Source organism: Achromobacter sp. LC458 (genome assembly GCF_001005835.2).
Taxonomy (GTDB): domain Bacteria; phylum Pseudomonadota; class Gammaproteobacteria; order Burkholderiales; family Burkholderiaceae_B; genus Achromobacter; species Achromobacter spanius_B.
In genome coordinates, this window is the sequence record NZ_LBHW02000011.1 from 124,281 (window position 1) to 147,661 (window position 23,381).

Annotated in this window: 31 protein-coding genes; 5 read left to right on the forward strand and 26 right to left on the reverse strand. The window is 61.4% G+C overall.

Features of this window, described 5'->3' with window-relative positions:
• Positions 1-20 precede the first annotated feature (20 nt).
• Positions 21-1,049, forward strand: coding sequence for a site-specific integrase (locus YH64_RS11965; RefSeq protein WP_046804452.1), 1,029 nt, complete (start codon positions 21-23; stop codon positions 1,047-1,049).
• On the opposite strand, the gene YH64_RS11970 is transcribed toward YH64_RS11965, so the two are convergent.
• From YH64_RS11970 to YH64_RS30765, 7 genes are all read right to left on the reverse strand, one after another.
• Positions 1,046-1,306 carry a hypothetical protein gene (locus YH64_RS11970; protein WP_046804453.1) on the reverse strand — a complete coding sequence of 87 codons (261 nt, stop codon included), beginning with the start codon at positions 1,304-1,306 and terminating at the stop codon, positions 1,046-1,048. The genes YH64_RS11965 and YH64_RS11970 overlap by 4 nt on opposite strands.
• The gene (locus YH64_RS11975) at positions 1,303-2,157 is read right to left on the reverse strand and encodes a hypothetical protein (RefSeq protein WP_046804454.1); all 855 of its coding nucleotides are present in this window, start codon (positions 2,155-2,157) and stop codon (positions 1,303-1,305) included. Before YH64_RS11975 ends, YH64_RS11970 begins: the two co-directional genes overlap by 4 nt.
• 4 nt (positions 2,158-2,161) lie before the next feature.
• The gene (locus YH64_RS30360; protein WP_143215340.1) at positions 2,162-2,419 is read right to left on the reverse strand and encodes a hypothetical protein; all 258 of its coding nucleotides are present in this window, start codon (positions 2,417-2,419) and stop codon (positions 2,162-2,164) included.
• Between the two features lie 2 nt (positions 2,420-2,421).
• Positions 2,422-5,124 carry a toprim domain-containing protein gene (locus YH64_RS11985; protein ID WP_046804455.1) on the reverse strand — a complete coding sequence of 901 codons (2,703 nt, stop codon included), beginning with the start codon at positions 5,122-5,124 and terminating at the stop codon, positions 2,422-2,424.
• Positions 5,125-5,126: 2 nt separating this feature from the next.
• On the reverse strand, positions 5,127-5,360 hold the full coding sequence (locus YH64_RS11990) for a hypothetical protein (RefSeq protein WP_046804456.1): 234 nt from the start codon (positions 5,358-5,360) through the stop codon (positions 5,127-5,129).
• Between the two features lie 80 nt (positions 5,361-5,440).
• Positions 5,441-5,845: a hypothetical protein gene (locus YH64_RS11995; protein ID WP_046804457.1), complete on the reverse strand. Its 405-nt coding sequence runs from the start codon at positions 5,843-5,845 to the stop codon at positions 5,441-5,443.
• The gene (locus tag YH64_RS30765) at positions 5,832-6,122 is read right to left on the reverse strand and encodes an ogr/Delta-like zinc finger family protein (protein WP_082134444.1); all 291 of its coding nucleotides are present in this window, start codon (positions 6,120-6,122) and stop codon (positions 5,832-5,834) included. Before YH64_RS30765 ends, YH64_RS11995 begins: the two co-directional genes overlap by 14 nt.
• Positions 6,123-6,429: 307 nt before the next feature.
• Here YH64_RS30765 and YH64_RS12005 point away from each other — a divergent pair, with 307 nt between their 5' ends.
• Both YH64_RS12005 and YH64_RS12010 read left to right on the forward strand, forming a co-directional pair.
• Positions 6,430-6,837: a helix-turn-helix domain-containing protein gene (locus YH64_RS12005; RefSeq protein ID WP_052945999.1), complete on the forward strand. Its 408-nt coding sequence runs from the start codon at positions 6,430-6,432 to the stop codon at positions 6,835-6,837.
• Between the two features lie 123 nt (positions 6,838-6,960).
• The gene (locus tag YH64_RS12010; protein WP_046804458.1) at positions 6,961-7,254 is read left to right on the forward strand and encodes a hypothetical protein; all 294 of its coding nucleotides are present in this window, start codon (positions 6,961-6,963) and stop codon (positions 7,252-7,254) included.
• 11 nt (positions 7,255-7,265) lie between these two features.
• On the opposite strand, the gene YH64_RS12015 is transcribed toward YH64_RS12010, so the two are convergent.
• The 7 genes from YH64_RS12015 to YH64_RS12045 form a co-directional block, all read right to left on the reverse strand.
• On the reverse strand, positions 7,266-8,270 hold the full coding sequence (locus YH64_RS12015; RefSeq protein ID WP_255444352.1) for a contractile injection system protein, VgrG/Pvc8 family: 1,005 nt from the start codon (positions 8,268-8,270) through the stop codon (positions 7,266-7,268).
• An 86-nt stretch (positions 8,271-8,356) separates the two neighbouring features.
• Positions 8,357-8,812 carry a phage tail protein gene (locus YH64_RS12020; RefSeq protein WP_046804460.1) on the reverse strand — a complete coding sequence of 152 codons (456 nt, stop codon included), beginning with the start codon at positions 8,810-8,812 and terminating at the stop codon, positions 8,357-8,359.
• A gap of 14 nt (positions 8,813-8,826) precedes the next feature.
• Positions 8,827-11,565, reverse strand: a complete 2,739-nt coding sequence (locus YH64_RS12025) for a phage tail tape measure protein (RefSeq protein ID WP_046804461.1) — start codon at positions 11,563-11,565, stop codon at positions 8,827-8,829.
• 3 nt (positions 11,566-11,568) lie between these two features.
• Complete coding sequence (locus YH64_RS12030; protein WP_046804462.1) at positions 11,569-11,685, reverse strand: GpE family phage tail protein; 117 nt, start codon at positions 11,683-11,685, stop codon at positions 11,569-11,571.
• A gap of 8 nt (positions 11,686-11,693) precedes the next feature.
• The gene (locus YH64_RS12035; RefSeq protein ID WP_046804463.1) at positions 11,694-12,053 is read right to left on the reverse strand and encodes a phage tail assembly protein; all 360 of its coding nucleotides are present in this window, start codon (positions 12,051-12,053) and stop codon (positions 11,694-11,696) included.
• 23 nt (positions 12,054-12,076) lie between these two features.
• Positions 12,077-12,592, reverse strand: a complete 516-nt coding sequence (locus YH64_RS12040; protein WP_046804464.1) for a phage major tail tube protein — start codon at positions 12,590-12,592, stop codon at positions 12,077-12,079.
• A 52-nt stretch (positions 12,593-12,644) separates the two neighbouring features.
• Positions 12,645-13,826, reverse strand: coding sequence for a phage tail sheath protein (locus tag YH64_RS12045; RefSeq protein WP_046804465.1), 1,182 nt, complete (start codon positions 13,824-13,826; stop codon positions 12,645-12,647).
• A gap of 102 nt (positions 13,827-13,928) precedes the next feature.
• Here YH64_RS12045 and YH64_RS12050 point away from each other — a divergent pair, with 102 nt between their 5' ends.
• Positions 13,929-14,996 (forward strand): tyrosine-type recombinase/integrase, encoded by a 1,068-nt coding sequence (locus tag YH64_RS12050; RefSeq protein WP_255444354.1) that lies wholly within the window; start codon positions 13,929-13,931, stop codon positions 14,994-14,996.
• Positions 14,997-15,004: 8 nt separating this feature from the next.
• On the opposite strand, the gene YH64_RS12055 is transcribed toward YH64_RS12050, so the two are convergent.
• The 9 genes from YH64_RS12055 to lysC all read right to left on the reverse strand — a co-directional run bounded on the left by YH64_RS12055 (position 15,005) and on the right by lysC (position 21,664).
• Positions 15,005-15,364, reverse strand: coding sequence for a tail fiber assembly protein (locus YH64_RS12055; RefSeq protein ID WP_046804466.1), 360 nt, complete (start codon positions 15,362-15,364; stop codon positions 15,005-15,007).
• Positions 15,365-15,880: 516 nt separating this feature from the next.
• Positions 15,881-17,869, reverse strand: coding sequence for a phage tail protein (locus tag YH64_RS30525; RefSeq protein ID WP_052946000.1), 1,989 nt, complete (start codon positions 17,867-17,869; stop codon positions 15,881-15,883).
• Positions 17,866-18,486 (reverse strand): phage tail protein I, encoded by a 621-nt coding sequence (locus tag YH64_RS12065; RefSeq protein ID WP_046804467.1) that lies wholly within the window; start codon positions 18,484-18,486, stop codon positions 17,866-17,868. Before YH64_RS12065 ends, YH64_RS30525 begins: the two co-directional genes overlap by 4 nt.
• 1 nt (position 18,487) lies before the next feature.
• Positions 18,488-19,405, reverse strand: a complete 918-nt coding sequence (locus tag YH64_RS12070) for a baseplate J/gp47 family protein (RefSeq protein WP_046804468.1) — start codon at positions 19,403-19,405, stop codon at positions 18,488-18,490.
• Position 19,406: 1 nt separating this feature from the next.
• Positions 19,407-19,763: a GPW/gp25 family protein gene (locus YH64_RS12075; RefSeq protein WP_255444356.1), complete on the reverse strand. Its 357-nt coding sequence runs from the start codon at positions 19,761-19,763 to the stop codon at positions 19,407-19,409.
• The gene (locus tag YH64_RS12080) at positions 19,760-20,386 is read right to left on the reverse strand and encodes a phage baseplate assembly protein V (protein WP_046804501.1); all 627 of its coding nucleotides are present in this window, start codon (positions 20,384-20,386) and stop codon (positions 19,760-19,762) included. The genes YH64_RS12075 and YH64_RS12080 overlap by 4 nt, the downstream gene beginning before the upstream one ends.
• Before the next feature lie 61 nt (positions 20,387-20,447).
• Positions 20,448-20,912 carry a phage virion morphogenesis protein gene (locus YH64_RS12085; protein WP_046804469.1) on the reverse strand — a complete coding sequence of 155 codons (465 nt, stop codon included), beginning with the start codon at positions 20,910-20,912 and terminating at the stop codon, positions 20,448-20,450.
• Entirely contained in the window at positions 20,905-21,408 is a 504-nt protein-coding gene (locus tag YH64_RS12090) for a phage tail protein (RefSeq protein WP_046804470.1), read from the reverse strand. The genes YH64_RS12085 and YH64_RS12090 overlap by 8 nt, the downstream gene beginning before the upstream one ends.
• The gene (gene lysC / locus YH64_RS30365) at positions 21,392-21,664 is read right to left on the reverse strand and encodes an Rz1-like lysis system protein LysC (RefSeq protein WP_082134445.1); all 273 of its coding nucleotides are present in this window, start codon (positions 21,662-21,664) and stop codon (positions 21,392-21,394) included. The genes YH64_RS12090 and lysC overlap by 17 nt, the downstream gene beginning before the upstream one ends.
• On the opposite strand from lysC, the gene YH64_RS30370 reads away from it, so the two are divergent.
• Positions 21,651-21,941, forward strand: a complete 291-nt coding sequence (locus tag YH64_RS30370) for a hypothetical protein (protein WP_082134446.1) — start codon at positions 21,651-21,653, stop codon at positions 21,939-21,941. The genes lysC and YH64_RS30370 overlap by 14 nt on opposite strands.
• Here YH64_RS30370 and YH64_RS12105 read toward each other — a convergent pair.
• Genes YH64_RS12105 through YH64_RS12115 form a run of 3 tightly spaced genes read right to left on the reverse strand, consistent with a single transcriptional unit; the run spans position 21,926 to position 23,380 of the window.
• The gene (locus YH64_RS12105) at positions 21,926-22,729 is read right to left on the reverse strand and encodes an N-acetylmuramidase domain-containing protein (RefSeq protein WP_046804471.1); all 804 of its coding nucleotides are present in this window, start codon (positions 22,727-22,729) and stop codon (positions 21,926-21,928) included. The two genes, YH64_RS30370 and YH64_RS12105, sit on opposite strands and share 16 nt — an antisense overlap.
• A complete protein-coding gene (locus YH64_RS12110) occupies positions 22,722-23,021 on the reverse strand; it encodes a phage holin family protein (protein WP_046804472.1) in 300 nt (99 codons plus the stop codon). Before YH64_RS12110 ends, YH64_RS12105 begins: the two co-directional genes overlap by 8 nt.
• On the reverse strand, positions 23,018-23,380 hold the full coding sequence (locus YH64_RS12115) for a putative holin (protein WP_046804473.1): 363 nt from the start codon (positions 23,378-23,380) through the stop codon (positions 23,018-23,020). Before YH64_RS12115 ends, YH64_RS12110 begins: the two co-directional genes overlap by 4 nt.
• Between the last annotated feature and the right edge of the window lies 1 nt (position 23,381).

The following is a 23,381-nucleotide window of genomic DNA, read 5'->3' on the forward strand; positions in this document are numbered from 1 at the left end:
CTACAGCAGGAAAAGACACGATGGCCGCGATAGTCAAGATTGGTGCCAAGTGGCGCGCCCAGGTGCGAAAGGCCGGACGCAAGTCTATCAGCAGGACGTTCGAGACCAAAATCGAGGCGCAGCGCTGGGCGTTGGAGATCGAGGGAAGCTCGGCCGAAACCGCGTCCATGACGGTGGCCAAACTGATAGAGAAGTATCGCGGGCTGCGCGCCGAATCGGGGCGCCCGATCAAGCCCAAGTCCAACGAGGATTACATGCTCCAGCACCTAGCGTCCGAGGACGACGGGCTGGGCCAGGTGAAGCTTGAGAAGCTGGCCACCTCGCACCTAGTGACGTGGTGCCAGCGCCGTCAGCGTGCCGGCGCGGGGCCGTACACAGTCAACATGCATATGTCCAAGCTGGGGACTGCCATCAGACATACAAAGAGCATTCTCAACCTGCGCATCGGGGATCCGGTGGGCGACGCCCGGCCGACGCTGCACCATTTTGGACTGATTGGCCCTGGTAACAAGCGCGATCGCCGGCCTACGGCCAAGGAGCTGGAACAGCTCTATGAATATTTCGCCGAACACTTCCCCTATATGGTGGATGTGCTGACGGTGGCTATCAATACAGGACTGCGGCAAGGAGAGATATTCCGCATCCGCTGGGCCGACCTTGACGACGTGCGCAAGCTGATTATCGTGCGAGACCGCAAGCACCCTAAGCAGAAGATCGGAAACGATCAGCCAATACCGCTATTGGGCGAGGCATGGGCTGCGATTGATCGACAGCCGCGCGACGCTCCGGACGGGCGAATTTTCCCGTACCGCGCCGCAACGGTGAGCCAGCTATTCACGCGGACGTGCGTGACGCTGAAGATTGAAGACCTGCATTTTCACGACATGCGGCATGAGGCGGTGAGCAGCCTCTTTGAAGCCGGATGGCAGATTCCGGAAGTGGCGGCGGTCTCTGGTCACAAGGACTGGCGCCAACTGAAGCGATACACCCAAATCGACCCGGCAGGACTTCATAACAAAGTCCTGCCGATGCCGAAGCGTGTCGCCTAACGGTCGGTAAGCACCGACGCCTCACGGTAGCGCTGATCGAGGTACTCGCCGACAGCCCGCACATCTGCGTAGCGGTTGCGGCCCTCGGTGTAGGTCGCCACGGCGCACTTGTCGTCAGAGATTAAGTTGCGCAACGAACCTTCCTTGATGCCTAGCTCGGTGGCCAGTTCGCCCATAGTCAGTCGCATGCGGCCGTATCGCATATACAAGATGATGGCCGTAGACGCTGTAGGCGGTGTGGTGGTTTTGTCGCTCATACTGGCTTCTCCAGCGTGCCGGACATGGACGCGGCCATATCGGACCGATGATTCTGCTGGGTGGCAGCATGTGCCAGTAGGTTCATGGTGGTGTCCAACTGCGCACGCGACAGTGGAACGACCAATGTGAGCGCATCGACCATTCCCATCACGCGCGAATACGTGTCTAAAAGGATTTGATCGCGCAGCCTGTACTTATTCGTCAGCGCCTGCCGATGCATCGCAGCGCGGCGCGTAATGAGCCCGGCTCCGGAGTCTGAGGATCGCTGGGCGTCACTCGAAAAGGCAGTCAGTAGGTCAACGGGGATCATTTCAAGCTGCGCAGCCGCATCCTTTGACCGATGACAAAGCTGTACGTTGACCATCCGGTGCTGCAGTTCGGGGGGCAATGCGTGCTGTGCCTCGGGTACAAACAGGGCCGCTCCATTGAACCAGTGTTGTTTCGAGGGCCTGCCTGAAGTGTGATCGAGGACCTCATACGGGAGATTGCCCGCAAACACGTTAATCAGTTCGAATCCTTCCGGGGCTGAATCAAGTTCGATTAGTACAACGGGCCGGCCGTCATTCTCATCGAGCTTTCGCGCGAGAGCGGCCGGCGTCGTCTTATGGAGCATCCAGCCGAGATAGCAGTCTCGGCCAAGCAGCTTCCACAAGAATTCTATGAGCGTGTCCTTGCCCGTGCTGGGCTGTCCGTAGACTTGCATGAGGGGAAAGCGCGTCCACTCTTGCATTAGGGCGTTCCTGCACTGTGCGCCGTACCAGTAGGCGAGGGTGGCGATGCCTTCGGGGCCGAAGGCATCCCAAAACATATCGGCGCAGATAGCGGCGTAATGATCTTTCTTAGTCTGCATGGTTTCACTCGTCTGTATCTGCTGCACTCGCGCGCTTGTAGTCGCGGGGCAGCGTAGTGTAGGGGGTCCTATCGGCGGCAAGGCGCCGTGGCGGCGCGGCTGGCGGTGGGCGGTAACGGTCAGCACGGGGATGCGCCAGCGCCAGCGCGGTGATTTCCAAGCAGCGTGCCAGCACGGGCGAGCGCATGGCGTCCGTCAGCGTGCCGCGAAGGCCCGATTCGGCGTGAGCCTGGGCAAGTTGTTCAGGGGTGGGCTTTTGCATCTCTATGCCCCCTTCTTGAAAACCCAGCAGTACACCGTCGAGGCCTTGTTGCTGCCGGCCTGGCTGCTGTGCTGACGAATACGGCTCTTCACCGTCTTCACTTCAAGGAACTTGTATTTGCGACTGGTACGCAAGACCTTCTTCAGGTCACGCAGCGCCGGAACCTGCTGGCGATGGTTGGCGGCCACCTCAATGAACTCGTTGAGGTTGACCGCGATAACGTCGTCATCGCAGGAGTGATTGAGGTGAGGCTGCAACTCGTCATCGCCGTTGAGATACGCGTACGCATCCCAAAACTCCTGCACGATGGGATGGTCGGCGTTAATGACGACTTGGCGAGCGGCGGCCATATCGCCGACGAGTCGCATGGCGGACATGTATTGCTCATCGGACAACTTCACGACTAGGCGAAGCGCGTCCACGAGTGCCATCAGCTGGGCGTGGCACTTTACGATGCGTGGCATCTTCAAGTCGCCACGGGCGCTGAGGGCGTCGTGGTGCGTTTGGTAGCGATCGGTGATCGTTTCCAAGATCGCCGCTTCCCGCTTAGTGGCCGCGAGGATAAAACCGGATACCGCGCTCGTTGGCATGGTTTCCAATGCGACGGCGGCGGCGAGCGTCTTCGCGTTTTGGCCCGCCCGGTCGATGTTGATGTGGACGATACGGGACAGAATCGGTACGGACGCGTTTACCTCGTTGTTTTGCGAAATAACGATGGAACCGCGAAACGGCGGCTCATAGGTTTCGTTGCCGCCGTTGGCCACGCCTCGGGAACGAATGCTGCGGCCGTTGTACGCAGTCTTCAGCTCGTCCCAATCGAAGGATTTGACGTGCGATTTTTCGTCGCCCAGGGTCTCACGGTCGGACTCGATAAGCACGACGGGCAGGCCAGCGACCTGTGCGAAGTTGCGCGCACGTGCAGCGGTCGTAGATTTGGATGGGTCGAAACCTTCATAGTCGCTGCGCCCGAATAGCTTCCAAAGAAACTCAATCAGGGTGGACTTGCCGGATCCAGCTTCACCCACAATTTCAAAAAACGGAAAGCTCTTCTGTGCTTGGCGTATTTGCTCGGCGAACAATGAACCCAGCCAATAGGCCACCGCCACAATTCCCTTCGCGCCGAAGGCCGTCCAAATGTGCTGTAGCCAACCAGTCGTGTACTCGTTCGGATCGTTGTTGATTGCAAGCATGACCGACTGATTCAGGCTTTTGATGGACAGCTTTCCGATGTCAAAGAAATCCTCTTGATTGACTTCGTAGATATGTCCGTCTTTGACCGCAATGCGGCCGAGGACGTAAGCGCCGTGTTCGCGGCTGTAGCCAATGAAATCGACGGTTTCGACGCGCTTGATATTGAAAAGGCGGCGCTCCATCATCTTGTCCAGATGGTGGCCTTGCCCGGAGAACATTGCGCCGGGTGCGATGGCAAGCAGACGCTTCTTGAACTCGCTGGCTGTGGACACCTGGGATGATGTGAAGGTGTTCTTGACGGGCGGCCCATCGTGGGGGAACTCCACACGGAAGTAATACCAGCTCTCGTCCGTCAGCTTGTTTTCTTGGAAGTAGAGCGGCGTCGGATAGCAATTGGAGATAGGCCGGATTCCGCCAGCCTCGCGCAGCGCCTGCGCGCGTAGCTCTTCCGACGTGAGCTGTTCCTTTGCCTCGTTCCCGATACGGTCCATGGCCTTTTGATAGGCGTCAATGTCCATGCGGAACCAGTACAGGCGCTTGCCAAATTCAAAATCGAACTCGGTCCGGCTATTGTCGTGCTCGTACAGGAGCAAGGCCTTTTCAGTAGCGGACTTTGCCAGCAATACAGCGCCATGATGCAGATAGAGTTTGCGCCCTTCTGCTGAGAGACGTTGCTTTGCTGGATCTTCGGTATTGCGGTCGAGCTGGTAAAGGTCGTTCCAATCGCGTTTTACGCGCCCGTCCTGCGGGATGATGGCGGCCTTGCTGGTCCAGCCTTCTTCGCTGGCTCGCTCAAAGAACTTTCGGATGAAGCTGCGGCCGGCGCTATCTCCGTCGAGTGCCCAAACGAGATGCGGCAAGTTGTTGGGGCGAGCGTCCGCGACGGCGCGCAGGGCAACGCTTGGGTAATTGTTGCAGCTGAGAAGGGCCGCCGCCTGGATGCCGACTGACCAGAGCGCGATGGCGTCGAAAATCCCTTCAACAAGCCACAGTTCAGAAACCTTGGCGATGTCGAACCCGGGCGGCGTCCACCACTCGCCCATGTAGCTGCCTCCATACTTGAAGCGGGCCTTCTTCTTGCCGAAGCGGCTAGGCTGGTCGATCAGGCGTTCCCAATACGTCTGCGCAACGGGGAAGCGCACCGTTGCCGACGTGATGTTTTTCTCACGGTCGTGGTACGTCTCCTGCGTGTAGCAGCCTTTCAAATTGGAAATGTCGAAGCCGCGGGCATGCATCAGATATGCATCGGCGGCCGCGTTCGGATTGGTCTTGGATTCTTCGGAGTATCGCGTAGACCAATGATCGAAGATTTCGGGATACAGGTCTTTGACGTGACCCTCATAGCCGCAGTTGTTCAGGCGTCCACAGCGCAGCACCCAGGGATGGTCCGCGCTCGTGTACAGCTCCTTTTTGTTGCAGGCGGGGCACCGGCCTTGACGCAGCCAGCCTTTGACCTCCTTAAAGTCAAAGGCCTTCAGGCGCTCCATGACGTCGCGGTGAAGATCGGGCTTCATGATTAAAGCGTCAGGTTGCGTTCGCGCAGCGTGCGCATTGCGGCGGCGTGGATTGTGCAGGCAGCGGTAAGCATGTGGCCGGACATAACGGCGTCGCCGGCGGCGGCGGTGAGGAACAGGGATTGCCCCGGTTCATAGAACCCACGGACGAGGTACTCGGTGAGCTTGGCCAAGGCCCTCACCTCGTCATCATTAATGTGGGTTTCGATGCGCGCATGCACGGGAATGGCAGGCATATTCAATTCCTTCGGAAAACAGTTAGCCGTGGTGGGCGCCAGAACGCCCGCCAGCAAGGCCGAAAGGGATAGGTAGGGGGTTAGTGCGCGGGCGCGCTTTGAAGCGTCTGGCCGGCCTGATAGGCGTCCAAAATCTCGGCCAGCTCAGCGGCGGAAATAACGCGCGTGGTGCCTTGATCGCGGTCCACAACAAACAAGGCATGGCTGGTGCTTCGGTCCATGTCCAGAGTGACGCGGCTACGGGCGCTGTCGTGTTCTGCGATAACTTGCGCCGCTTGTGTTGCGGCTGTTGCCATAGAGCAACCTGCCAGCGCCACCAGATGCGCGGTGCAGCGTTCAAGCAGCTGGTTATCTCGCAGCACGGCGGAGCGTTTGCAGTTGGCCAATTCAACCGCAATGAACTGGTATGCCTGATCGGAAAGAAAGTTGCGGCTCCAGTTGACGGAACCATGCACAACGGAAAGACTGGCGTTATTGGTTTTCATGGTCAAGGCTCAGTTGGCGAGGATCTGCTTTAGCCGTAGCGGCACGGCGCAATGCCTCGCTGTAGGGGGAAAGCGGCAGGTGAATGTCTGGTCGGGCAGACGCAAGGGGCGACGTTGTTATGGCGGCGATTGCCTCAATGTGGGCCTTCCAGATGAGGCCGCAATTGAGATTGCGGCACTGGAAATAGGCGACCCGGACCAGGGGCGTCAGCGATTCACTGCTGCGCACAGTCGCCCACGTTTCGCAGTAAGGGCAGGCCATACCGAATCTGTTCATTGCTCAGCGCCGCCGGGATTTCGGGTCACCGATTTCCGCCTCGAAGCTTTCAAGCCCTCGAAGCGCAAGCATCCGAATGAACGAAGAAGTCGAACGCTTTTGCTGATTTGCATGAGCGACGCAACGTGCAAATTCGGCGACAGGTACTCGAAAGCCGACCATCTTTTGCACGTCCCCGGCGTCTGTCATCCGTTTGGCGGAACCTTTGGTACTCGCGGTTGGTGTATGTTTCATGCTGTTTGGCATTTGATAACAAGTGTGAAACCACATTATCTATGCATTCGCATAGTTGGTCAATGGGAAAACTATGGAAATGAATATTGGCGAACGTCTGCGCGAAGAGCGGAAGCGCCTGGCGATGGATCAAGCAACCTTTGGGGCGATAGGCGGGGTGAAGGCCCTCGCCCAGCACACGTACGAATCGGGCAAGCGAAGCCCGGACGCAAAGTACTTAGAGGCGGTAGCCGCCGCCGGCGCCGACGTTCTCTACATCGTGACCGGCGCTCGCTCGCTGTCGGCTAAGGACCTGGAAGCCGACCTTGAGAGATATGGGATGGCTTGGGAGACACTGGAATTGGCGCTTGAAGCGACCGACCGGAAGATGAGTCCCGCGAAGAAGCGCAAGGCCGCCGATGCCTTGTTCCGGGCCAGCAAGGCGCAGATGGCGCCGACGCAGGATCAGCTGATTGCGTTGGTGTTGGATTTGGCCGCGTAGATCTTCAAAGCCGGGGCTGTGGCAAAGGGGGAAGTGAAGCCCTCATAAGCCGGCAAGGGCTGCAGGTGCGTCCGGTCTTTTGTGCCTGTATGGAGCTGGCCAAGCACAGTAGGAAGATAAGAAATGCATAAGCCTATCGGCCCCGGGTCCAACGTTCACATCCTTAATCAGCCTCACGAATCACCGAAGCATGACGACGTGTTGGGCACGTTGTACGCCGCACTAGCGCGGTCCTCTGACGAACGGGCTACGCGCCCGCCGCCGGAGCCGCCGCCCAACGAGCAGCGCATCGAAGGTGACGGCAACATGCAGATCGCGGGGGAGACAGCACCGCGTCAATCCATCTCAGGAAACAACAACATCCAGATCGGCGCGGTGCAGCTGGTGGTTAACTTGATGTTGAACGTCGAGCGGTAGTGCGGCGCGGCTTAGCCCGCGTCCTCGTCCGCAGGCAGGTCGCCGCTGGGCTGGGCTTCGTCCGCCTTGCGTGCGTCTGCCGCCTCTATCGTCTCGCCCTCGGCGCTGGTCGTCAGTCCGCTATCGTCCAGCTTGTGCGTGACGCGCGACAGCAACCATACCGTTGAGCTAATCGGCTCTTTGGTGCCCGCAAATCGAACCTTCGTTTGCGGCGCAAGGTCCGGCCGCCCATAAGCCAAATCGAACTTTAATGTGGCCATGCCACGCCGAAGTCTTGCCCATTCCGCGCGCGCGGCCTCAAGCGCATCCTCTTCGCTCGCATACAGTTGCCGCAGGCGCTTGGCGTTGCCAATAACGCCAGCCAAAACGTGACGCCGCTGTGCCTTGCCCTTGTCTTGCCAGGACGCGCGCACGCCCGTGTAGGAATCCCGATCCGCGACGTGGTAGCGGATATGGTCACCATCGCGGCGGGTCAGTTCGATGGTGGGCATATCCTTGCCGCTCGCAGTGCTGCCGGTGCCCACCGACATAAACAGCAACTTGCCTTCTTTGATGGTGGCCACGGCATCGTAACGCTTGCCTATCCGGTTCAGAAACGCAAGGTCCGATTCGTCAGTCTGGTCAATGTGTGCAACGTTCGTCTTCCCAAAAAGACCCACCACAGGGGTGAGCTTGTGGGCTTTGGCGATGGTTTCCACGATGGCGTTTATGGTGGTCTTGTGGAAGCTGCGCGTAGCGCGCGTGCGCAACGCGTTGCCCATGTCAGCGCTACGCGCCCGCAAGGTGATGGTGTCGGGCGGGCCGGAGTATTCCACCTCATCCACTTCGAATGTGCCCTTGTCCACCAGGCCGCGCGGACCATCCCAGCCCAGATACACACGGACAGAGACGCCACGACGAGGCAACGCTAGCCGGCCGTCAGCGTCGTCTAGAACCAAGTCGAGCTGGTCGGCCTGGTCGGACCTGCATTCCGTAATGGACAAGCTCATGAGGCGCGGCGCGACCTTGGCCGTCATGTCCTGGCCGTCAACGACCACGCGCCAACGTGGCACGGGATGCTCGGCGCCCTGCGCGGGCTGGCTTGCGGCGGGTAGCAACGCCATCAAAGCCCCCAGCCCAGAATCGATCCGTCCATCTTGTCGATGGGGATTTGCAGGTCATCAAGCAGCGGACGCGCTTGGGAGTCATCCACGCATTTCAGCGTGAGCGTGAAGTCCACTTTCTGCGCAATGCCGTTCACAAAGAACATTGAGCTTTCATCGTCCAAGCCGGTGATGATGAAGGCGCCGTGCACCGTGCCTACGCCGTCAACCATCACGTACGCCTTACCGGTGTCGCCCATGCGGCGCAGAAGTCGCAGGCTGCTGGTGGTGCCGAAGAGCTGCGGGATGATCGTTCCACCCAGCGTGAACGTGTCTTCCCCCTTGCCCACGAATTGATACGCGGGCCCCGCGCCCATGCGCGAGTTCGATGGGTGCCGCCATTCCGTCTGCCGCTTTAACGTCTGGTACGCAGCAGTGGGTAGGCCAAAAATGAACATGCCCAGGGCCATCATCATGGTGGTGGTTCCTTTCAGTTGTCGATATAGGAAGAACGCAGCCGCGCGGCCTTGTCGCTATCGCGGCGGCGCAACGCATCTTCCACCGCCCGGGCGATATCGCTCGGCTGTGCGCTGGCGCCGCTGATGTGGATCGTGATGGTGTCGCCTTGGATGGTGATGGGTCTGCTGGCGGCTGCAGCCGATGACATTGCCGGCCGGCTGTCGATCCGGGCTAGTGCGCGGTCATCGCCCGCCATTGCGGTGGCCGACGATGCCAACGCAGGAGGAGGCACCAGGGCCGCCGCTGCGGGAGACATAGCCCCACCTATTGCCACGGACGCGGCGAGCGCCTGGGCGGCCTTCACGGCGGCCGGCTGGCGGTCTTCGATGCCAACAGCGGCCCCCTCGGAAACGAACCCGCCCATTTCGGCGAAAACGCGGCTTGGCGAACGGATGCCCAGCTTTTCCTTAAACCACCCCACAATGCCGGTACCGATGTTGGAAATGGATTCTTTGAGCGCGCCGGCCATGCTGGTGATGCCGTTGATAAGCCCCTGAATCAGCATGCCGCCGAACTCGGTAAAGCTGCCCGGCAGCTCGATGCCAAGCTTGCCAAGGGCAGCAGTAATCGCGGTGTACAGGAGGCCTAGCGGAGACCAGTTCACCAGAAGCGCAGCAATGCCGCCCAGGCCACCATTGACCGCAGTTTTGACGCTTTCCCAAATGCCAGTAAAGAAGGTCGTCAGGCCATTCCACGCCACGGAAAGAATTGGTATTGGGTTCAGGGCGGCCAGCACGGTGCGCAGCCATTGCATCGTCGCATCAAAGGCCGCTGTGACCTGCGCCCACAGGCCCGAGAAAAACACGCGGATCGGACCCCAATACTGATAGATGAGGTATGCGGCGCCGGCGATGGCCAAGACAGCCAGCGCGATGGGGTTGGCCATAAGCAGTTTGCCCACCGTCATGATCGCACCGCCCAGCAGCCCAAACCCGCCTTTGGCCAGATTGAACAAAACGCCCAGCAAGCTGCCACCCTGGATGCCCAGCATCGACAGTCCAAAGCGCACCATGACGAAGGGGCCTAGCACGGCCGCCAGCGCCAGGGTCAGCGCGCCGAAGGAGGCGACCAGCAGCGCCACGGCGGTGGCGCCCATCGTGAGCGCGCCGGCCAGCCTGGGATTTGCCCTCATCCACTCGCCCACGTTGCTGACGACACCAGCCAAGCCACGCGCCAGCTTGCGCAGGTTGCCATCGTGCAGCTCCTCAACTTGAATGCCCACGTCTTCCCATGCGCTGGAAAGCTCGTCCAAATCCCCGACCAGGTTATCGGCCATCGTGCCGGCGGTCTTGTCGGCTTCGCCCGTCGTTTGGGTTTTAAGGGTGGTGACGAACTTCTGCAGGTCTCCCGTGCCGGCCTGGCCGACAAGCACCTGCAGCCCGCTGAATGCTTCCTCGCCCGCAATGGCTTTGAAGATGCCTGACCGCTGCGCGTTGCCCATCTTTGCGGTTTTCTTGTGCAGTTCTTCCAGAATGGCCGGAACGTCACGCAAGTTTCCCTTGGCGTCTTTGGTGCTGATGCTCAGCTCTTTGAGCGCGTCGGCGGCAGCCTTGGGAGTGGCGGCGAGGCGGCCCAGGATCGCCCGCAGGGCCGTGCCGCCCATGCTGCCCTGAATACCCGCGTCGCCCAGCTTGCCGGCCATTGCGGCAACGGTCTCGATGTCTGCGCCAACGCCGGAAGCAACGGGCGCCACGTACTTCATCGTCTCGCCCAACATGTACAAGCTGGTATTGGAACGCGTGAAAGCGCCGGTCAATACGTCGCCCACGCGGCTCATCTGCTCGGCGGGAAGCTGAAAGCCCGTCAGGATGTTGGAACCGATGTCCGCCGTCTGCGCCAGGTCGGTATCGCCCGCCTTGGCCAGCGACAGCATGCCGGGCATCGCATCAAGGATTGCTTTCGCGTTGAAGCCGGCCATGGCCAGAAACCCTTGCGCGTCAGCCGCCTGGGTGGCCGAGAACATCGTCGTCGCGCCCAGGTCGCGCGCCTGCTGCCGAAGCGCTTTCATTTCTGCGCTGGCCTTGTCTTGGCGTGACAGCGCCTGAACCTTGCTCATCTTGGCGTCAAACTCTACGCCAGGGCGGATGAAACGCGATTCGGCGTAGAGGGCGGCCCCGCCCGTGGCCAGGGCGCCCACACCCGTGCCTGCCATTGCGCCGGCGGTGGCTTTGCCCGCACCGTACTTGTCTTTGGCCGCAGCGAGTTTCTGTTGATGGCTGGCCGCTGCTTGGAGCTTTTGCGTTTGACGCGAAAGCGCTTGAGAGGTTTGGTCGATCTGCTGGCGCAAACGGCGTTCATCCTGCGCCAAGTTGGAGCTTGATATTCCCGTGCGGCTGAGGTTGTCACGCAGCTTCTGCAACTCGATGGACTGCTGCCCGTGGCGCTCCTTGAGCTGCTGGGCAGAGCGGACCGCCTGGTTGAATTCCCGCGTCATGGCGCGGGTCGGGCTGGTGGTTCCCTGGATCTGCTGCGCGAGCGTGGCCACGCGCTGCTGCGCGGCGGCCATCTCGGCGCGAGTAGATTGCAGGCCGCGCGTCAGCTCGCGGAATTGGCCGACGTCGCGCTGCGCGGTGGTCAGCTGCTTGAGCCTGCCGCGCAGGTCGGACACGCCCTGTGCGGACATGCCGGCCGTATTTCGGATCTTCTGCAGCGGCCCGGAAAGCTTGTCCTGCAGGGCCGCGATGACGCGAAGCTGTAGCGCCTTGTCCATCGTTTACGTCTCGGGTTGGTGGCGTACGCGCGCGCGTTCGCGCCAGTCGGCCAGCTCGGCCAGGTCCATGGGGTCCATCGCGGCCGGCGGCCAATGGAACACCATGGCGATATCCGCCATGGCGTCCTCTACGGAGTTTGGATAGCCTGACGCTCCACCTTGCTCATAAAAAAACTGGCCAGCGTTGCCCCCACACTCAGCAGGTCGGCCGGGTCCAGCTCGTTGATTTCGGCAGGCGTCAGGATCGGTTCGCACACGCGCGGCAGGACGGTGCGCAGGGCTTGGACATCGATTTGAACCAGCGCCATAAGGGTTACGCCGCGCAGGGCGCCAGCGTTGGGTTTGCGGATCAGCACACGTTTAATTTCACCGCTGCTGCGTTTGATCGGCTCATCCAGATCAACGGACTTCACGTTGTCCGTGTCGATGACAGCCGCCGGCTGGCTGGCGGCTTGCGGGTGGCTGTTCGGGGTGATGGTGTCAGTCATGAGGTTTCCAGTGATGCAGAGTTTTAGAGGCCGATGGCGGTGCGAATCGCCTGCATGGTGTCAACGTTGCCGACCATGTGGATCATGTTTACGAGGTCGATCTCAAAAAGGGTCTCGCCGTCCACTACTTCCTTGTAGTAAACGCACTCGGTCACCATCTTCATTTCGGTGTCGTCGCCCACTTTCATTTCGCCGCGGTCGATTTCCGAATGGCGGCCGCGCACAACGATTTCCACGCTCGTCACGGCCTGGGTGTCATCTCGTTGGAACGCCGAAGCGAAACGCAGTTGCACGCCCGCGACATCGACGGAGCCGTACTGCTTCAAGACCTGAGTGAGATATCCGCCGCACGTCCATTCGACCTTGAGCGCGTCGTCATCCAGGCCGAAATCCACCTTGACCGCACCGCCCAAGCCGCCGCCGCGAAATGCTTCCATCTTGCGCGTGAGCTTGGGCAGCGTGACGGACGTGGCGATACCTGCATAGCTGGTACCGTCGTTGTAGACGTTCATGTTTTTGAGCTTGCTGGGCATTCCCATTTGTTTGGCTCCAGGGGTTCAGAGAGACCGGCGCCGGGCGCCGGCCGGAGAGTTAGGCGCCGATGCGCTGCGCGAAGTCCAACAGGTATTGATCGGTGATGCGCTGGCGGAAACCCAGGTCTTCCAGCGGCGGCACGGGCGTGTAGTCGAAGTCGAGCACCAGCTTGCCGCTCTTCAACGATTCCTTGGTGTTCGGCTCTTCGTCATACCAGGCCTTGCCGTCGATGATGTAGCCCAGTGACTTGAGCTGGCGGAACTTGGCATTGATGCCTTCGAGGATGTCCCGGACCAGCGACGGATGCAGCGGCGCGTCCACCGCCCACATGTGCGCCTCGGCCATCGTGTCGGCGAGGATCTGCGCGGTACGGGTGTAGTTCTCGAACGGATACAGGCTTTGGGGACCGGCGCACGTGCGGCTGCCCCAGAAGCGAAAGCCCGTGCGGTTAACCAGCGTCGTGATGTCTTTCTCGTTCAGATAGCCCGCGTCCGTGGCCGGGTCTTGCAAGTCCCAGAAAACATCCTTGCTGATGCCGGTAACGCCGTTGACAGGGACGTTGGACAGCACCTTGTGCCAGCCCACGTCCTGATCTAATTTGGCCCGCAGACCCAGCGCGGCGGAGGATGCGGTGATGATCCCTTCGGCATTGGCGCGCGAATCCCAGCCCAGGAACTCGGGCCAGATCAGCATCAGTTCGCGTTGGCCGAACCCTTCGCGGAAGGCGGCGGCCTCTTCGATGGTGTCGCAGCCGGCAATGCTGGCATAGCCAAACCCGCGCAACTTCTGTGCGGTCTCGGCCAGGGCCGCGACGGTTGCAGCGTTTTCCAAGCCGGGAATGCCGACGATACGCGGCTTGACCTTCGGGCCGGAGTTCTGCGCGGCCAACAGTGCTTTCATGCCGGTGTATCGGCCATTCGGTGCCACGCCACCGATGACATTGGATGTGGTCTCCGCTTCCGTCTCGCCCTGCGGCACACGCACGATGACGGCAGCCGGGTTGGTTTGCGAGGCGATGGCTTGCAGCGAGCGCGCCAACGTGCCCTTGGTGCCGGCCTTGCCGGCGGCGGCGGCCATGTTGGTGACGAGGACGGGAGTATTCAGCGGGTACGCCGCTGCGTCGGCGTCTTCGGCGGTTGCCACAAGCCCCACGATAGCGGTGGAAACGGTGCGGATGGGGCGCGTGCCGCCGTCGAGTTCGACAACGCGCACGCCGTGATGATATTGGTCCAGTGCCATGAGTAGCCCTCATTGTTGGTGAGCGGATATCCCGCCCTTCAATGCGCGGGGTATGGCTTGCAGTTTGAAGGGCACCGTTCGCGCGCGCATGGAAATTGCCTTGTGCATGAGAGATACACAGCGCATGGGATACTTCGGGCTTTTTTTTCCGCCATGCACCCTAGCCGACGACGCATCAAAAAAGCCGTACCCACACTTGCGCAAGCGCTTGAGCGCTATCTGTTGGAGGTGTCCGCTATCAAAAAGGGGCATGTGTCGGAACGTTCGATATCTCGCATTTGGAGCGCCACCAGACTTGCACAGCGGCCGGTAGACCGCATTCGAGCCAGCGACTTGGCGGAGCTGCGGGACGAATGGTTGAAGGTTCGGGCATCGGCAACGGTCGTGAGGCGGATGGCGTTTCTATCGCACGTCTACACGATCATTCGAAAAGATTGGGGATATGACTGGCTGGCAAACCCGGTGCAACTTGTGCGCAGGCCTGCCGTAAATGATGCGCGTGACCGCCGCCTGTTCACACAGATACAGCTTAGGGGCGTGTCAGAGTTGGAGTGCCCGCGCGAAGAGCTGGACTGGATCATCCGGGCCACCAGGTCACGCGAGTTGCCCACCATCTTGATCGTGGCTCGTGAAACGGGCATGCGGCGCTCTGAGGTGGTTGGCATTCTGCGAGAGAATTTGGACCTGATGCACGGCGTGGTGCATCTACCCCACACCAAGAACGGCCGCGCCCGGGACGTTCCCCTCACGCCGCTCGCGCGAGAGGCTTTGCGTCGTTGGATGACCGGCAAGCCAATGCGCGGCCGGATATTCACAATGCAGCCCGGTTCAGCCACACGCGCGTTCATCCGCGCGCGGCGACGTGCCCGCGCTCAGTACGAAGCGCTATGCCGAAAGTTCGGCCGTCGGCCTAGTGCAGCGTACTTTCACGATTTGCGCTTTCACGACTTGCGGCACGAAGGCACGTCACAGCTCGCCACGGTCTTTCAGGTGCATGAGTTGGCGAAAGTGAATGGAAACGTTGATACGCGGATGCTTTTGCGCTACTACCACCCTCGCGGCAGAGAGTTGGCGCAGAAGCTTGCAAGAAGTCCGCTGGGCAAGCGACAGCTCGCGCAGATTCGCCTGGGCCGTCTGGCTGGCGAAACCGCGCAAGCCGCCTGCGCGTAGCCCCGCCGTTATTCCGCCAGGTCGGCGCCTTCTTTTCCGGTCGGGCTAATTGGCTCGGCGACAGTTAACCAGCTCGGTATCGGTCCGTAGCCGGGATAGGCGACCTCTAGCCCGTCAACGGTTGCGCTCGTGTCCACGCTGTAGGGTAGCCCCGTCTCTGCGATCCAAAGCGGGGTACTGCGGTGGTCATCGACGAGGTTCCAGCGTTCCCCCTCGCGGCGCGCAACTTTGCCGGCGGGCGCAGCGGGCGGCGCCTCAATATATGCGCCGAAAGGAATATTGAATTCGCCCGGCGACAGCGCTAGTTCGCTTGCGGCGACCTCGTGAAGATAAAGGCCGTTGGGTGCTGTTTGGTATGCGACTTTCATAGGTACTACTCCTGTTGGTGAAATTTGCACTGCAAATGCGAGACTGCTGGGCACACGCCAGGGCGATTCGGTCCGATCGCCGTACAACATCGGTCGGTTATTGGGCAACTCCTATGCGTGGGCTGCGGGATCGGCCAACGGCGCGGGCATGTTGCTCGCCAATGCCGGCATGGACGGCGTACTGGCTGGCCCCGAAAATCGTCCGCTGAACGTCGCTTATCACCCGAGAATTCATGCATAGCGTCACCTTCACTGCAAATGCAAGAACTATCGGTTCATCGCAGATGGATGCCCTCCAACGAATCCAGGGGACCGCGACTTTCATCTTGCGAGGTGCTGACGCTCCACAAACTACCGGAGCGCTTGTAGGACACGTCGCGAACCGCGTCGGGACGCCGTCAGGCACAGGAACCTCCGTGAATCAAGGCATAGATTTCGATTCTGCTCGTGCAACTCGATCGTCGACTGAGACGCGCCCTGTCAACACCGCCTACCACCCCCGAATTCACGCTTAATTTAGACATGGATACGCGGATGGTAGGCGACGTTAATGGGGCGGCTTTCAGGCCCGCCGCTGGTGGCCGTGCTACCGCCGTTCGACTGCACCCAGCCTTGGGGATCGACCGCAATATTTGCGTACCCACCTACCGAGGGAATCATATTGACCACGAAATTACCGCCGGACGATGGCAAATGGAAATGGGCTTTATTGGCATCGCCCTGACGGGAACCGACCGCCCTTGCATTTGCAGTGTCAGCGTCAGTTCCGGTGAAACGGCGGAACATGTCGCGCAGATCGGGCACGCGGAAGGTGTTCGCGTCGATGTTGACGAAGTAGTGGCCACCGCGCCGCGCTTCCCAATTGGCTTGGGTGAGCACCAAGCCATTTTCCTGCGCGTAACCCCACAGCGCGGCATATGCGGACTTCTGAAGGACGCCGCCTACCGCGTCTACTTCGCTGGGAAGTGGCGCGACGGTGTGGCCGTCCAGTGGCCGACCGCAAAGGGGCGAGCGGTAGCCGGTATAGAAGCTCGTGGAAACCCAAATCCACACCTCTGCGACTTCGGCGACTAGGACCGGGCCTATGTTGGTCGTTGGCAGACTGCTTATAGACACGACCGGCACGCGGCTGTCCAGCGCCGCCTGTAAGCCAGTCACGCGCGGGATATCCGAACGGGCAAAAGCCAGATTGCTGACCGTGGCAGTTTGGGCGACGGTCTCAAATGCGATGACCGGCTCAACCTTCCACCCGGTCGCCCATCCCGCGACTGTCGCGCCGGCAGTGTTGTACTTCGCCGTCACCTCGGAAACGGTCACAGACGGGTAGGACCATGCCCGGTTCAATTCGCCAAGCCAGATGCACAGCGCCCCACTCGAATCAGATCCGAACCGCACCGCCATATCCGATCCGACCGTGCCGGCGATAATCGTCGCGCCTTGCCGGCCCCAAGCCTTAGTGCTTTGTACATAGCCGTGAATCAACATGGTCACGGGGGGAACATCGGTCAGGTATTCGAAGATGTCCACCCGAAGCCGAATCATCGTGTTTGCGCCAATTGCCGCCGGCGGCAAGGTGATTTTCATGGCGCCCGTGATGGTGCCCGTGTGCGTCGAAAAACCGCCGCCGTCCGGCAGCAAGACGTGAGCTGTCTGTCCTGCTGCCGTATTTGCGCCGTATTGACTGCCCACCGCCGCGCCGGCGCCGAGTACGACTGGCCCGTTGACGGTGCCGCCCGCCTTGGGGAAGGCCTGGATATCGTCCAGCACCTGAGCCGCCGAACGCGTAGCCAGGGCGGCCGTTCCGGCACCAACCAGATAAGCGCCCGCTGCAACCGTGGCAACGCCCGTTCCGCCCCGCGCCACGGGCAAGGTGCCGGCCGTGGCTTTAGATACGTCCAACGCGGTCACGGTCAGCGCCACATTGCCGGTGCCGTCAAAGGTCTTTGCCGCTGCGGTGGCACCGCCCGTGATCGAAAACGAGCGGGCCGTTTCCAGCTTGGTCGCGGCGACTGCCGTACCGTCCTTATCGAGCTTTTTCAGCAGACCCTCGTCCACGTACTGACGCGTCGCCAGGACAACGGCCGGATCGATTTTCAGGGTGAAGTCCTTGGCGCTTGAAACCTGCAACACCATCCGGACAACCTGCGTGCGGCCCGACCCTTCCGAAAGCAGGGGCTTGTAAGTCGGCGGGCAGTTGGCCACGGCCACCAAATCGCCGTCCGCATCGCGTAGGCCCAGCTCACGAACCCACCAGCCGCCGACCTGCTCCGGTATGACCTGTTCCACGACGAGCCAAGACGGATTGCTCGGATCCACAAAGGATCGGTTGATCTGCGCGCGACGTTTGGAGCCAATCAGGGCCGTTTGCTCGCGGTCCGGTGTCGGCGATACGCCGCCGCCGTCGCCCACCTCCATTTCTGTGATGAGGACAGGCACGCCCAGCGCCTTGGCGTTGGCTTCCTTGGCTTCGCCAATTTTGGTCAGAATTCCGAAAAACGTTGTCATGGGTATACCGTGAGAGTGTCAATGATGTGCGTGGCCACGCCAGCGTTCATGCCGGTGCGGACTTCCACGGGTTGTGGTTGATACGGGTAAACGGTCATTTCGTCGCCGTCGTAAGACGCGAGGCCGTAATTCACCTGCGCGCGGACCTCTACCGCGATGGCCAGGCCGATCAGGTGCTGGCTCAGGCGTTTGGTGCAATCAATGAGCCGGCCCAGCTCGTAATACATCTGTTCGGATATCCCGCCGTCCAGCACGCCGATGGTCAGGCGGAAGGTGCCGCGCGCGCCCTCGGGGGCCATTTGGTGCCATTCGGTCACCTCAAGCAGATACCCCAGCGGCTCCACCACGCGCCGTAGCGCGCCGATGGTTCCCTTGATCTGGTGTATCCGGAACGAGTTGGCCAACGCCTTGCGTTTCGCGGCCACGGTCCAGGAATCGTCCCACCGGTCCACTGATCGTTCCCATGCCAGCCAAGGCAGCAAATCGTCGGGTGCCGTCGCTGCGCGGCGAAGCGAACGAATAGGCAACGGGACGTTTTCAATGTCGGCGCCCACCTGCGCAAGCTTGCGCTCTACGGGCGTGGAAGCAGGCGGCAGCAGCGTGGTTTTCTCCGCCATATCAGCCTTCCACGGCGATGGACAGCTCGATACCCGCGCAGGTGGCCGCCTGCACGGGGGTCAGCACCAGATCGGCCGCCGGCTCCAACAGTTCCAAATGGTCCACGCCTTCAACATGAAGCGAAGCGGTAAGGGCGGAACGCCACACGGACACGCCCGCGCGTCTCGGACGATTCACATACGCCTCGCACGCCCGGCGCGCCGCATCCAGCGCCACCGTGCGGCCCGGGCCTTCGCCTTTCATGTGCAGTACGGCGCGGACGCGGTACGTCACGATCTGCGATGACTGAATCGTCAAGCGGTCGCCCATGGGTCGAATGTCTTCGTCACTTAGCTTGGCGGTGACCTTGGCCACCAGTTGGGCTGATGCGGCGCCGGCCCCCTCGCGGGACAACACGCAGATCAGCACATCGCAAGGCTGGGGACTGGTAGCGGTGGCGTCTGCCACCGCGCCGTCAGCGCTAAGGGCGTGGAACACGTAGCCGTCGCGCGGGCCAGCGGTGGACAGGCCTTCCCAAGCCATTTGCGCGCGTTCGCAAAGCTCGTCGTCGCTTTCATACACCGCATCAGTGGGCGGCACGGCATCAGGGTTTGCGGCTTGGATGAGCTGGCGTGATACGCCGTACTCGGCCGCGATGTGTTCAAGGTCTTTGCCGCGTGCAAAGGCAAGCAATACGGCGCGCGCCGCGTCGTTCACGCGCTGACGCAAAATCACTTCCCGTTCTGCGTTCTCCTGCAGGACGATAACGAGCGGTTCTGATTCCAGTGCGAGCGCCTTGGCAATCGCGTCTTGATCCTCTTGCGCAAAGAGCGCCAAGTAACGGGCCTTGCGCGTTTCCAGAATTTGCTCGTAGTCCAGTGCCTCAACGACGTCGGGCGCGGGCAGCTGGGATAGATCGATGATGTTGGGGTTTGCCATGTCAAGCGCTCAGAAGGGTGGCGAAGGACACGTTTTCAATTCGGTCGCCCGTATCGGCTTCGCCGTGAATGTTCAGCACGACGCGCCCAGGCCGGGCAGCGTCCACGTCTACCGACAACGAGCGCACGCGCAATCGTGGTTCCCACAACATCAGCGCCGTCGCCGCTGCTGCGTACAACTGCAGGACGGCTGCGCCATTCGCGGGCGAGTCGATCATGTCGGCTGCCTTTGCGCCAAACGTTCGGCGCCGGTTGCGCGTGGCAAGCGGCGTCTGCAAAACCTTGCTGACCGACTGCGCCAGGTGTTCGCGTCCGCTGATGCGTAGGCCCGTAGCGGCGTTCATACCCAGATAGCTCATTGCACCGGCTCCGTTGTGGGCGCGTCCAGGCCTTGCGTGCGATGCCTGTGCGTATGCAACACAACGCCATTGGAAGAAAGATCGCCATTGATGTGGATGATGTTTCCTTCGACGGTGGTGGCGTTCCCTTTACCGTTCTTCCCCGCCATGCCGGCCTGATACGTCAGCAGGCCGGTCACCGTCACATTGCCGTCAAGGGTGATGTCGGGGCTTTTGAGGGTGGCAGTCTCGCTCGCGTCTACGAAGGCCGACTTGATGCCCACCGCCGTGAGCTTGCCGGTATGATGGTCGTAGGTGATACGTGCGCCGTCCGGATAGTCCGTGACGTGTTCCGCCTCGCTGTCCGATGGCGCCGGGATGGCTTCCGAGTTCAGGCCGGCCAGCACCACGCCGCCGGCGGGGTCCCCGTCGGGGCACAGGACGATGACTTGCTCGCCCACCGTGAGCGGGTTCCACGTGCGCGTGCGCCCCGCGCGAAGTTCCAGCCAGGGCAGCCAGTTCGATTCCAAGTCACCGGAGGAAACACGGACCTTTGCAGGTCGGCTTTTCAGGTCCACGGCAAACACCGTGCCGATGCGGACGATGTTGGAGATAAGGCGAAAGAGTTCGGCGACGTCGTTCATACCGGCAATGTTGCCGGGCAGTTTTCGCGCGCGCACGTGGTGCGCCTTGTACGAGGCCGCTCTACAGGCGGTGGCCTGCGAGATGGCGCGCGAGCGTGTCTAACACTGCGTCGCGTTCCTGCTGCGTGAAGCCGAATAGCTTGCGGCGGGGATACCGCACTGGCTTTTGACCAGGCGCGGGCCGGTCTGTGCGGCCTTCTTGGTGAACGATGGCCAGGCGGGCCGCGCCGCCGGTGTAGCCCACAATTGCCTCAGTGTCCGTAGCCCGTATGCGCATGAACCGGGCCGTGCGCAGCCGGGTGAACATCCGGCGACGAATGGCCCCGGCTTTGCTGCGCAGGTTTTTCTTTGCGCGCCGAGGCGCATATGGCGTGCCGTCGGGGTTTTGCTGCGAGGCGATGCGAAGGCTTTGGCTGCGGCGCAGCTCCACCGCGACCGCACGGTTTACGCGGCGGCGCTCCGCTGGGCGCAGCTGCTGCATCAAGGCAGCTGCCCAGGCCTGCACGTCGCTGAAGTCGTCATTCATAGGGATGTGGCCATGCGGGAATGCTGATCGTGACAGGATCGAATCCAGGCAGCTCCACCGTGATTTCTTCCGCGTCTAGCGGCAGATCTTCGTCTGCCGGCTCGTCTTCGTGAACGGCAACCATCCCTTTACCGTCGCGCGCGCTTTGCACAATCACCCGTTCCGTGAGCGGTATCTTGATTTCCACGTCGGCCGCATTGTTGTCCAGTAGCTCCACCTCAAAGCTGATGCCGTTCTCGCGGCGGTCCTTGTTCGCCATAAGCTCGGGCTGCTTGACCCGAATCCAAGCCAACAGGGGAAGCATGAGCGCATCGGTCGAGCCAGCGTAATCCGTCACAACGATGGTCAGAGTAAAGCGATACTCGTGCGACAAGCTGCGCGTGGCGGAGCAGTGAATGTTCCCTTGTTCCACGAAGACATGCAGGCGGTCCGGGAACTCATTCAAAAATCGGTTGTGCCTGGTCAAGTACTCGCGCAGTTCATTGGCTTTGCGCATGGCCGGTCTCGCTCTGACATTTGATAATGCTGTCCACCTTCGCCGCACATATCGCCCATGCGGCCTCTACGCGATCAATCAACAGCGTCAGGTCTCCGTGCGACCTCGGACCCGCCGCCGGCAGGCTGCACGGTGTCACGGGTGCGCAGGTATTCAGCGTAAGCCGCGGCGCCGGTAATGGCGGGGCGCTGACGCAGCCTTGCAATAGGATCAGGCAGCAGAGAATCAGCCCAGCTGCGAATTTGCGGATCTTCATTTTTCAGCCTTTCGATGTCGAACGTGCGCTGGTCCAGCGCGTTGCGAATTTCGTCTTGCGTGCGCTCCAACTGCAGCAGATCGAGACGCTGGCCCGTCATGCGGTCTTTCAGGTCGGCCAGGTCGCTATCCTGGCCCTTGATGATCTGCCCGTAGGCCTTGAGGGCAATATCCTGACTTTCAATCTGACCGCGTTGAAACCACATCAGAGCGGCCAACACCAGCGATATAGCGTAGGGCGCCAGGGTCCGGAGAATCGCCGTCATCCCGCCTCCTGAGTTTCGCCAGCGAAGCGCGCATAGGCGCGCGCCAGTTTGATGTCGTACAGGTTTTCCGCGTAGGCCGGGCCGTTATAGAGGCGCGCGAATTGCGCCCATTTTTTTGCCTTCAACGCACGGTGCAATGCCGCATCGGCCAGCACAAATGCGGTGAAGGTCGCCAGCTGGTCGCCTTCGCTGCGGTGCTGAGTGGCAACGAACGACTCGATATCCGCAAAGTCCAACGCCTTCCAGTGATAGCCCATGATCTGGAACGATCCCCAGCTGGCTGCCTCCTGGGCGGCCGGCGCATGAATCTGCATGGCGTAGGCCAGTCGGACATACTCGGCCGCGCCGCCGGCATAGCCACCACGCTGACGGCTCAAGATGGCTGGACGCTCTCCGTACTGCGTCGGGTCCACGCCGTGGGCAACAAGCTGCTTCCAGAAGACGTGACGCTCAAACAGGATGACGGGGCGCCCGTCGGGCAGAAAGCCGCGCCCGCGTGATTCCACCTCATTGACTGCTTTGATGCTGGCCAAGGGCACGCCCAGACGTTCGGCGGCGGCGATCAGGTCGGATTCCTTGAGCAGGCTGGACACGTCGAAGTCGGCGAGCGCAACGCGGCTCTTCGGCCCATACACGCCATCCACGACCAAACCGGCTGCCGCTTGCAGCGCGGCCACAGCGGCGCGCGTGCGGTCGTCATAGATCGCGGTGCGTTCGACGGCGTACCCGGCGCGGCGCAAATCGGCCTGCAGGTCGGCGACGCGCTGGCCGATGTCGCCCTTGCGCAAGATTTCAGACATCGGAATCTCCCCGGGCAAGCGCCGCGATGTTGCCGCGCGCGCGCCAGGCGCAGGCGCAAAGCAGGCCCGCTATAACCAGCTCGGAAGCGCTGGCAGGAGAACGTAGTAAGAGGATTTCGACCGCGCGGCAGAAGAGCGCCGCAATCAGCGCGCTCGCCAGGCACGAAAGGGCGCGGCGGTGGCGCGCGCCGTTGGGCCGATACCAGAGGAAGCGGCCGGCCGTCAGGGCGTACAGAAACGCGCAGGCGACCGCGATGGCGGACAAGGCAGGGGCTGGGTGCAGGTCGGTCATTTCTTCTCCCCAAAGGCGCGAGAAATGGCGCCCAGATCAAAGTCAGGCGCCTTGGCCAGCAGTTTCAACGCCAGCGGCACGATAACCACGGCGCCGACCAGGGCGGGCAAAAAGGTTTCCTTGGCCAGCTCGCGGGCGACAATCTCGCCGGCGCCGCCATACCCGCAAAGGCCGGACACGAGGAAGGAGGCGAAGCGCTTCCACGCGGTCAAATCTTTCTTGGTGCTTGCGACCAAGGCCGCGCCCATGACCGCGCCGAAGGCGGCATTGGCATCGATCAAGGGCAAGATTTGCGACAGGGCCGCGCCGGATACCAGCGTGGTGGCCACGGCGCCCGATACGGTCGATGGTTCGGCCATT

Excerpts from the sequence above, each read along its gene's own strand:
- YH64_RS11965 (WP_046804452.1), top strand. The coding sequence starts at position 21 with ATGGCCGCGATAGTCAAGATTGGTGCCAAGTGGCGCGCCCAGGTGCGA.
- YH64_RS11970 (WP_046804453.1), bottom strand. The coding sequence starts at position 1,306 with ATGAGCGACAAAACCACCACACCGCCTACAGCGTCTACGGCCATCATC.
- YH64_RS11975 (WP_046804454.1), bottom strand. The coding sequence starts at position 2,157 with ATGCAGACTAAGAAAGATCATTACGCCGCTATCTGCGCCGATATGTTT.
- YH64_RS30360 (WP_143215340.1), bottom strand. The coding sequence starts at position 2,419 with ATGCAAAAGCCCACCCCTGAACAACTTGCCCAGGCTCACGCCGAATCG.
- YH64_RS11985 (WP_046804455.1), bottom strand. The coding sequence starts at position 5,124 with ATGAAGCCCGATCTTCACCGCGACGTCATGGAGCGCCTGAAGGCCTTT.
- YH64_RS11990 (WP_046804456.1), bottom strand. The coding sequence starts at position 5,360 with ATGCCTGCCATTCCCGTGCATGCGCGCATCGAAACCCACATTAATGAT.
- YH64_RS11995 (WP_046804457.1), bottom strand. The coding sequence starts at position 5,845 with ATGAAAACCAATAACGCCAGTCTTTCCGTTGTGCATGGTTCCGTCAAC.
- YH64_RS30765 (WP_082134444.1), bottom strand. The coding sequence starts at position 6,122 with ATGAACAGATTCGGTATGGCCTGCCCTTACTGCGAAACGTGGGCGACT.
- YH64_RS12005 (WP_052945999.1), top strand. The coding sequence starts at position 6,430 with ATGGAAATGAATATTGGCGAACGTCTGCGCGAAGAGCGGAAGCGCCTG.
- YH64_RS12010 (WP_046804458.1), top strand. The coding sequence starts at position 6,961 with ATGCATAAGCCTATCGGCCCCGGGTCCAACGTTCACATCCTTAATCAG.
- YH64_RS12015 (WP_255444352.1), bottom strand. The coding sequence starts at position 8,270 with ATGACGGCCAAGGTCGCGCCGCGCCTCATGAGCTTGTCCATTACGGAA.
- YH64_RS12020 (WP_046804460.1), bottom strand. The coding sequence starts at position 8,812 with ATGATGATGGCCCTGGGCATGTTCATTTTTGGCCTACCCACTGCTGCG.
- YH64_RS12025 (WP_046804461.1), bottom strand. The coding sequence starts at position 11,565 with ATGGACAAGGCGCTACAGCTTCGCGTCATCGCGGCCCTGCAGGACAAG.
- YH64_RS12030 (WP_046804462.1), bottom strand. The coding sequence starts at position 11,685 with ATGGCGGATATCGCCATGGTGTTCCATTGGCCGCCGGCCGCGATGGAC.
- YH64_RS12035 (WP_046804463.1), bottom strand. The coding sequence starts at position 12,053 with ATGACTGACACCATCACCCCGAACAGCCACCCGCAAGCCGCCAGCCAG.
- YH64_RS12040 (WP_046804464.1), bottom strand. The coding sequence starts at position 12,592 with ATGGGAATGCCCAGCAAGCTCAAAAACATGAACGTCTACAACGACGGT.
- YH64_RS12045 (WP_046804465.1), bottom strand. The coding sequence starts at position 13,826 with ATGGCACTGGACCAATATCATCACGGCGTGCGCGTTGTCGAACTCGAC.
- YH64_RS12055 (WP_046804466.1), bottom strand. The coding sequence starts at position 15,364 with ATGAAAGTCGCATACCAAACAGCACCCAACGGCCTTTATCTTCACGAG.
- YH64_RS30525 (WP_052946000.1), bottom strand. The coding sequence starts at position 17,869 with ATGACAACGTTTTTCGGAATTCTGACCAAAATTGGCGAAGCCAAGGAA.
- YH64_RS12065 (WP_046804467.1), bottom strand. The coding sequence starts at position 18,486 with ATGGCGGAGAAAACCACGCTGCTGCCGCCTGCTTCCACGCCCGTAGAG.
- YH64_RS12070 (WP_046804468.1), bottom strand. The coding sequence starts at position 19,405 with ATGGCAAACCCCAACATCATCGATCTATCCCAGCTGCCCGCGCCCGAC.
- YH64_RS12075 (WP_255444356.1), bottom strand. The coding sequence starts at position 19,763 with ATGAGCTATCTGGGTATGAACGCCGCTACGGGCCTACGCATCAGCGGA.
- YH64_RS12080 (WP_046804501.1), bottom strand. The coding sequence starts at position 20,386 with ATGAACGACGTCGCCGAACTCTTTCGCCTTATCTCCAACATCGTCCGC.
- YH64_RS12085 (WP_046804469.1), bottom strand. The coding sequence starts at position 20,912 with ATGAATGACGACTTCAGCGACGTGCAGGCCTGGGCAGCTGCCTTGATG.
- YH64_RS12090 (WP_046804470.1), bottom strand. The coding sequence starts at position 21,408 with ATGCGCAAAGCCAATGAACTGCGCGAGTACTTGACCAGGCACAACCGA.
- lysC (WP_082134445.1), bottom strand. The coding sequence starts at position 21,664 with ATGAAGATCCGCAAATTCGCAGCTGGGCTGATTCTCTGCTGCCTGATC.
- YH64_RS12105 (WP_046804471.1), bottom strand. The coding sequence starts at position 22,729 with ATGTCTGAAATCTTGCGCAAGGGCGACATCGGCCAGCGCGTCGCCGAC.
- YH64_RS12110 (WP_046804472.1), bottom strand. The coding sequence starts at position 23,021 with ATGACCGACCTGCACCCAGCCCCTGCCTTGTCCGCCATCGCGGTCGCC.
- YH64_RS12115 (WP_046804473.1), bottom strand. The coding sequence starts at position 23,380 with ATGGCCGAACCATCGACCGTATCGGGCGCCGTGGCCACCACGCTGGTA.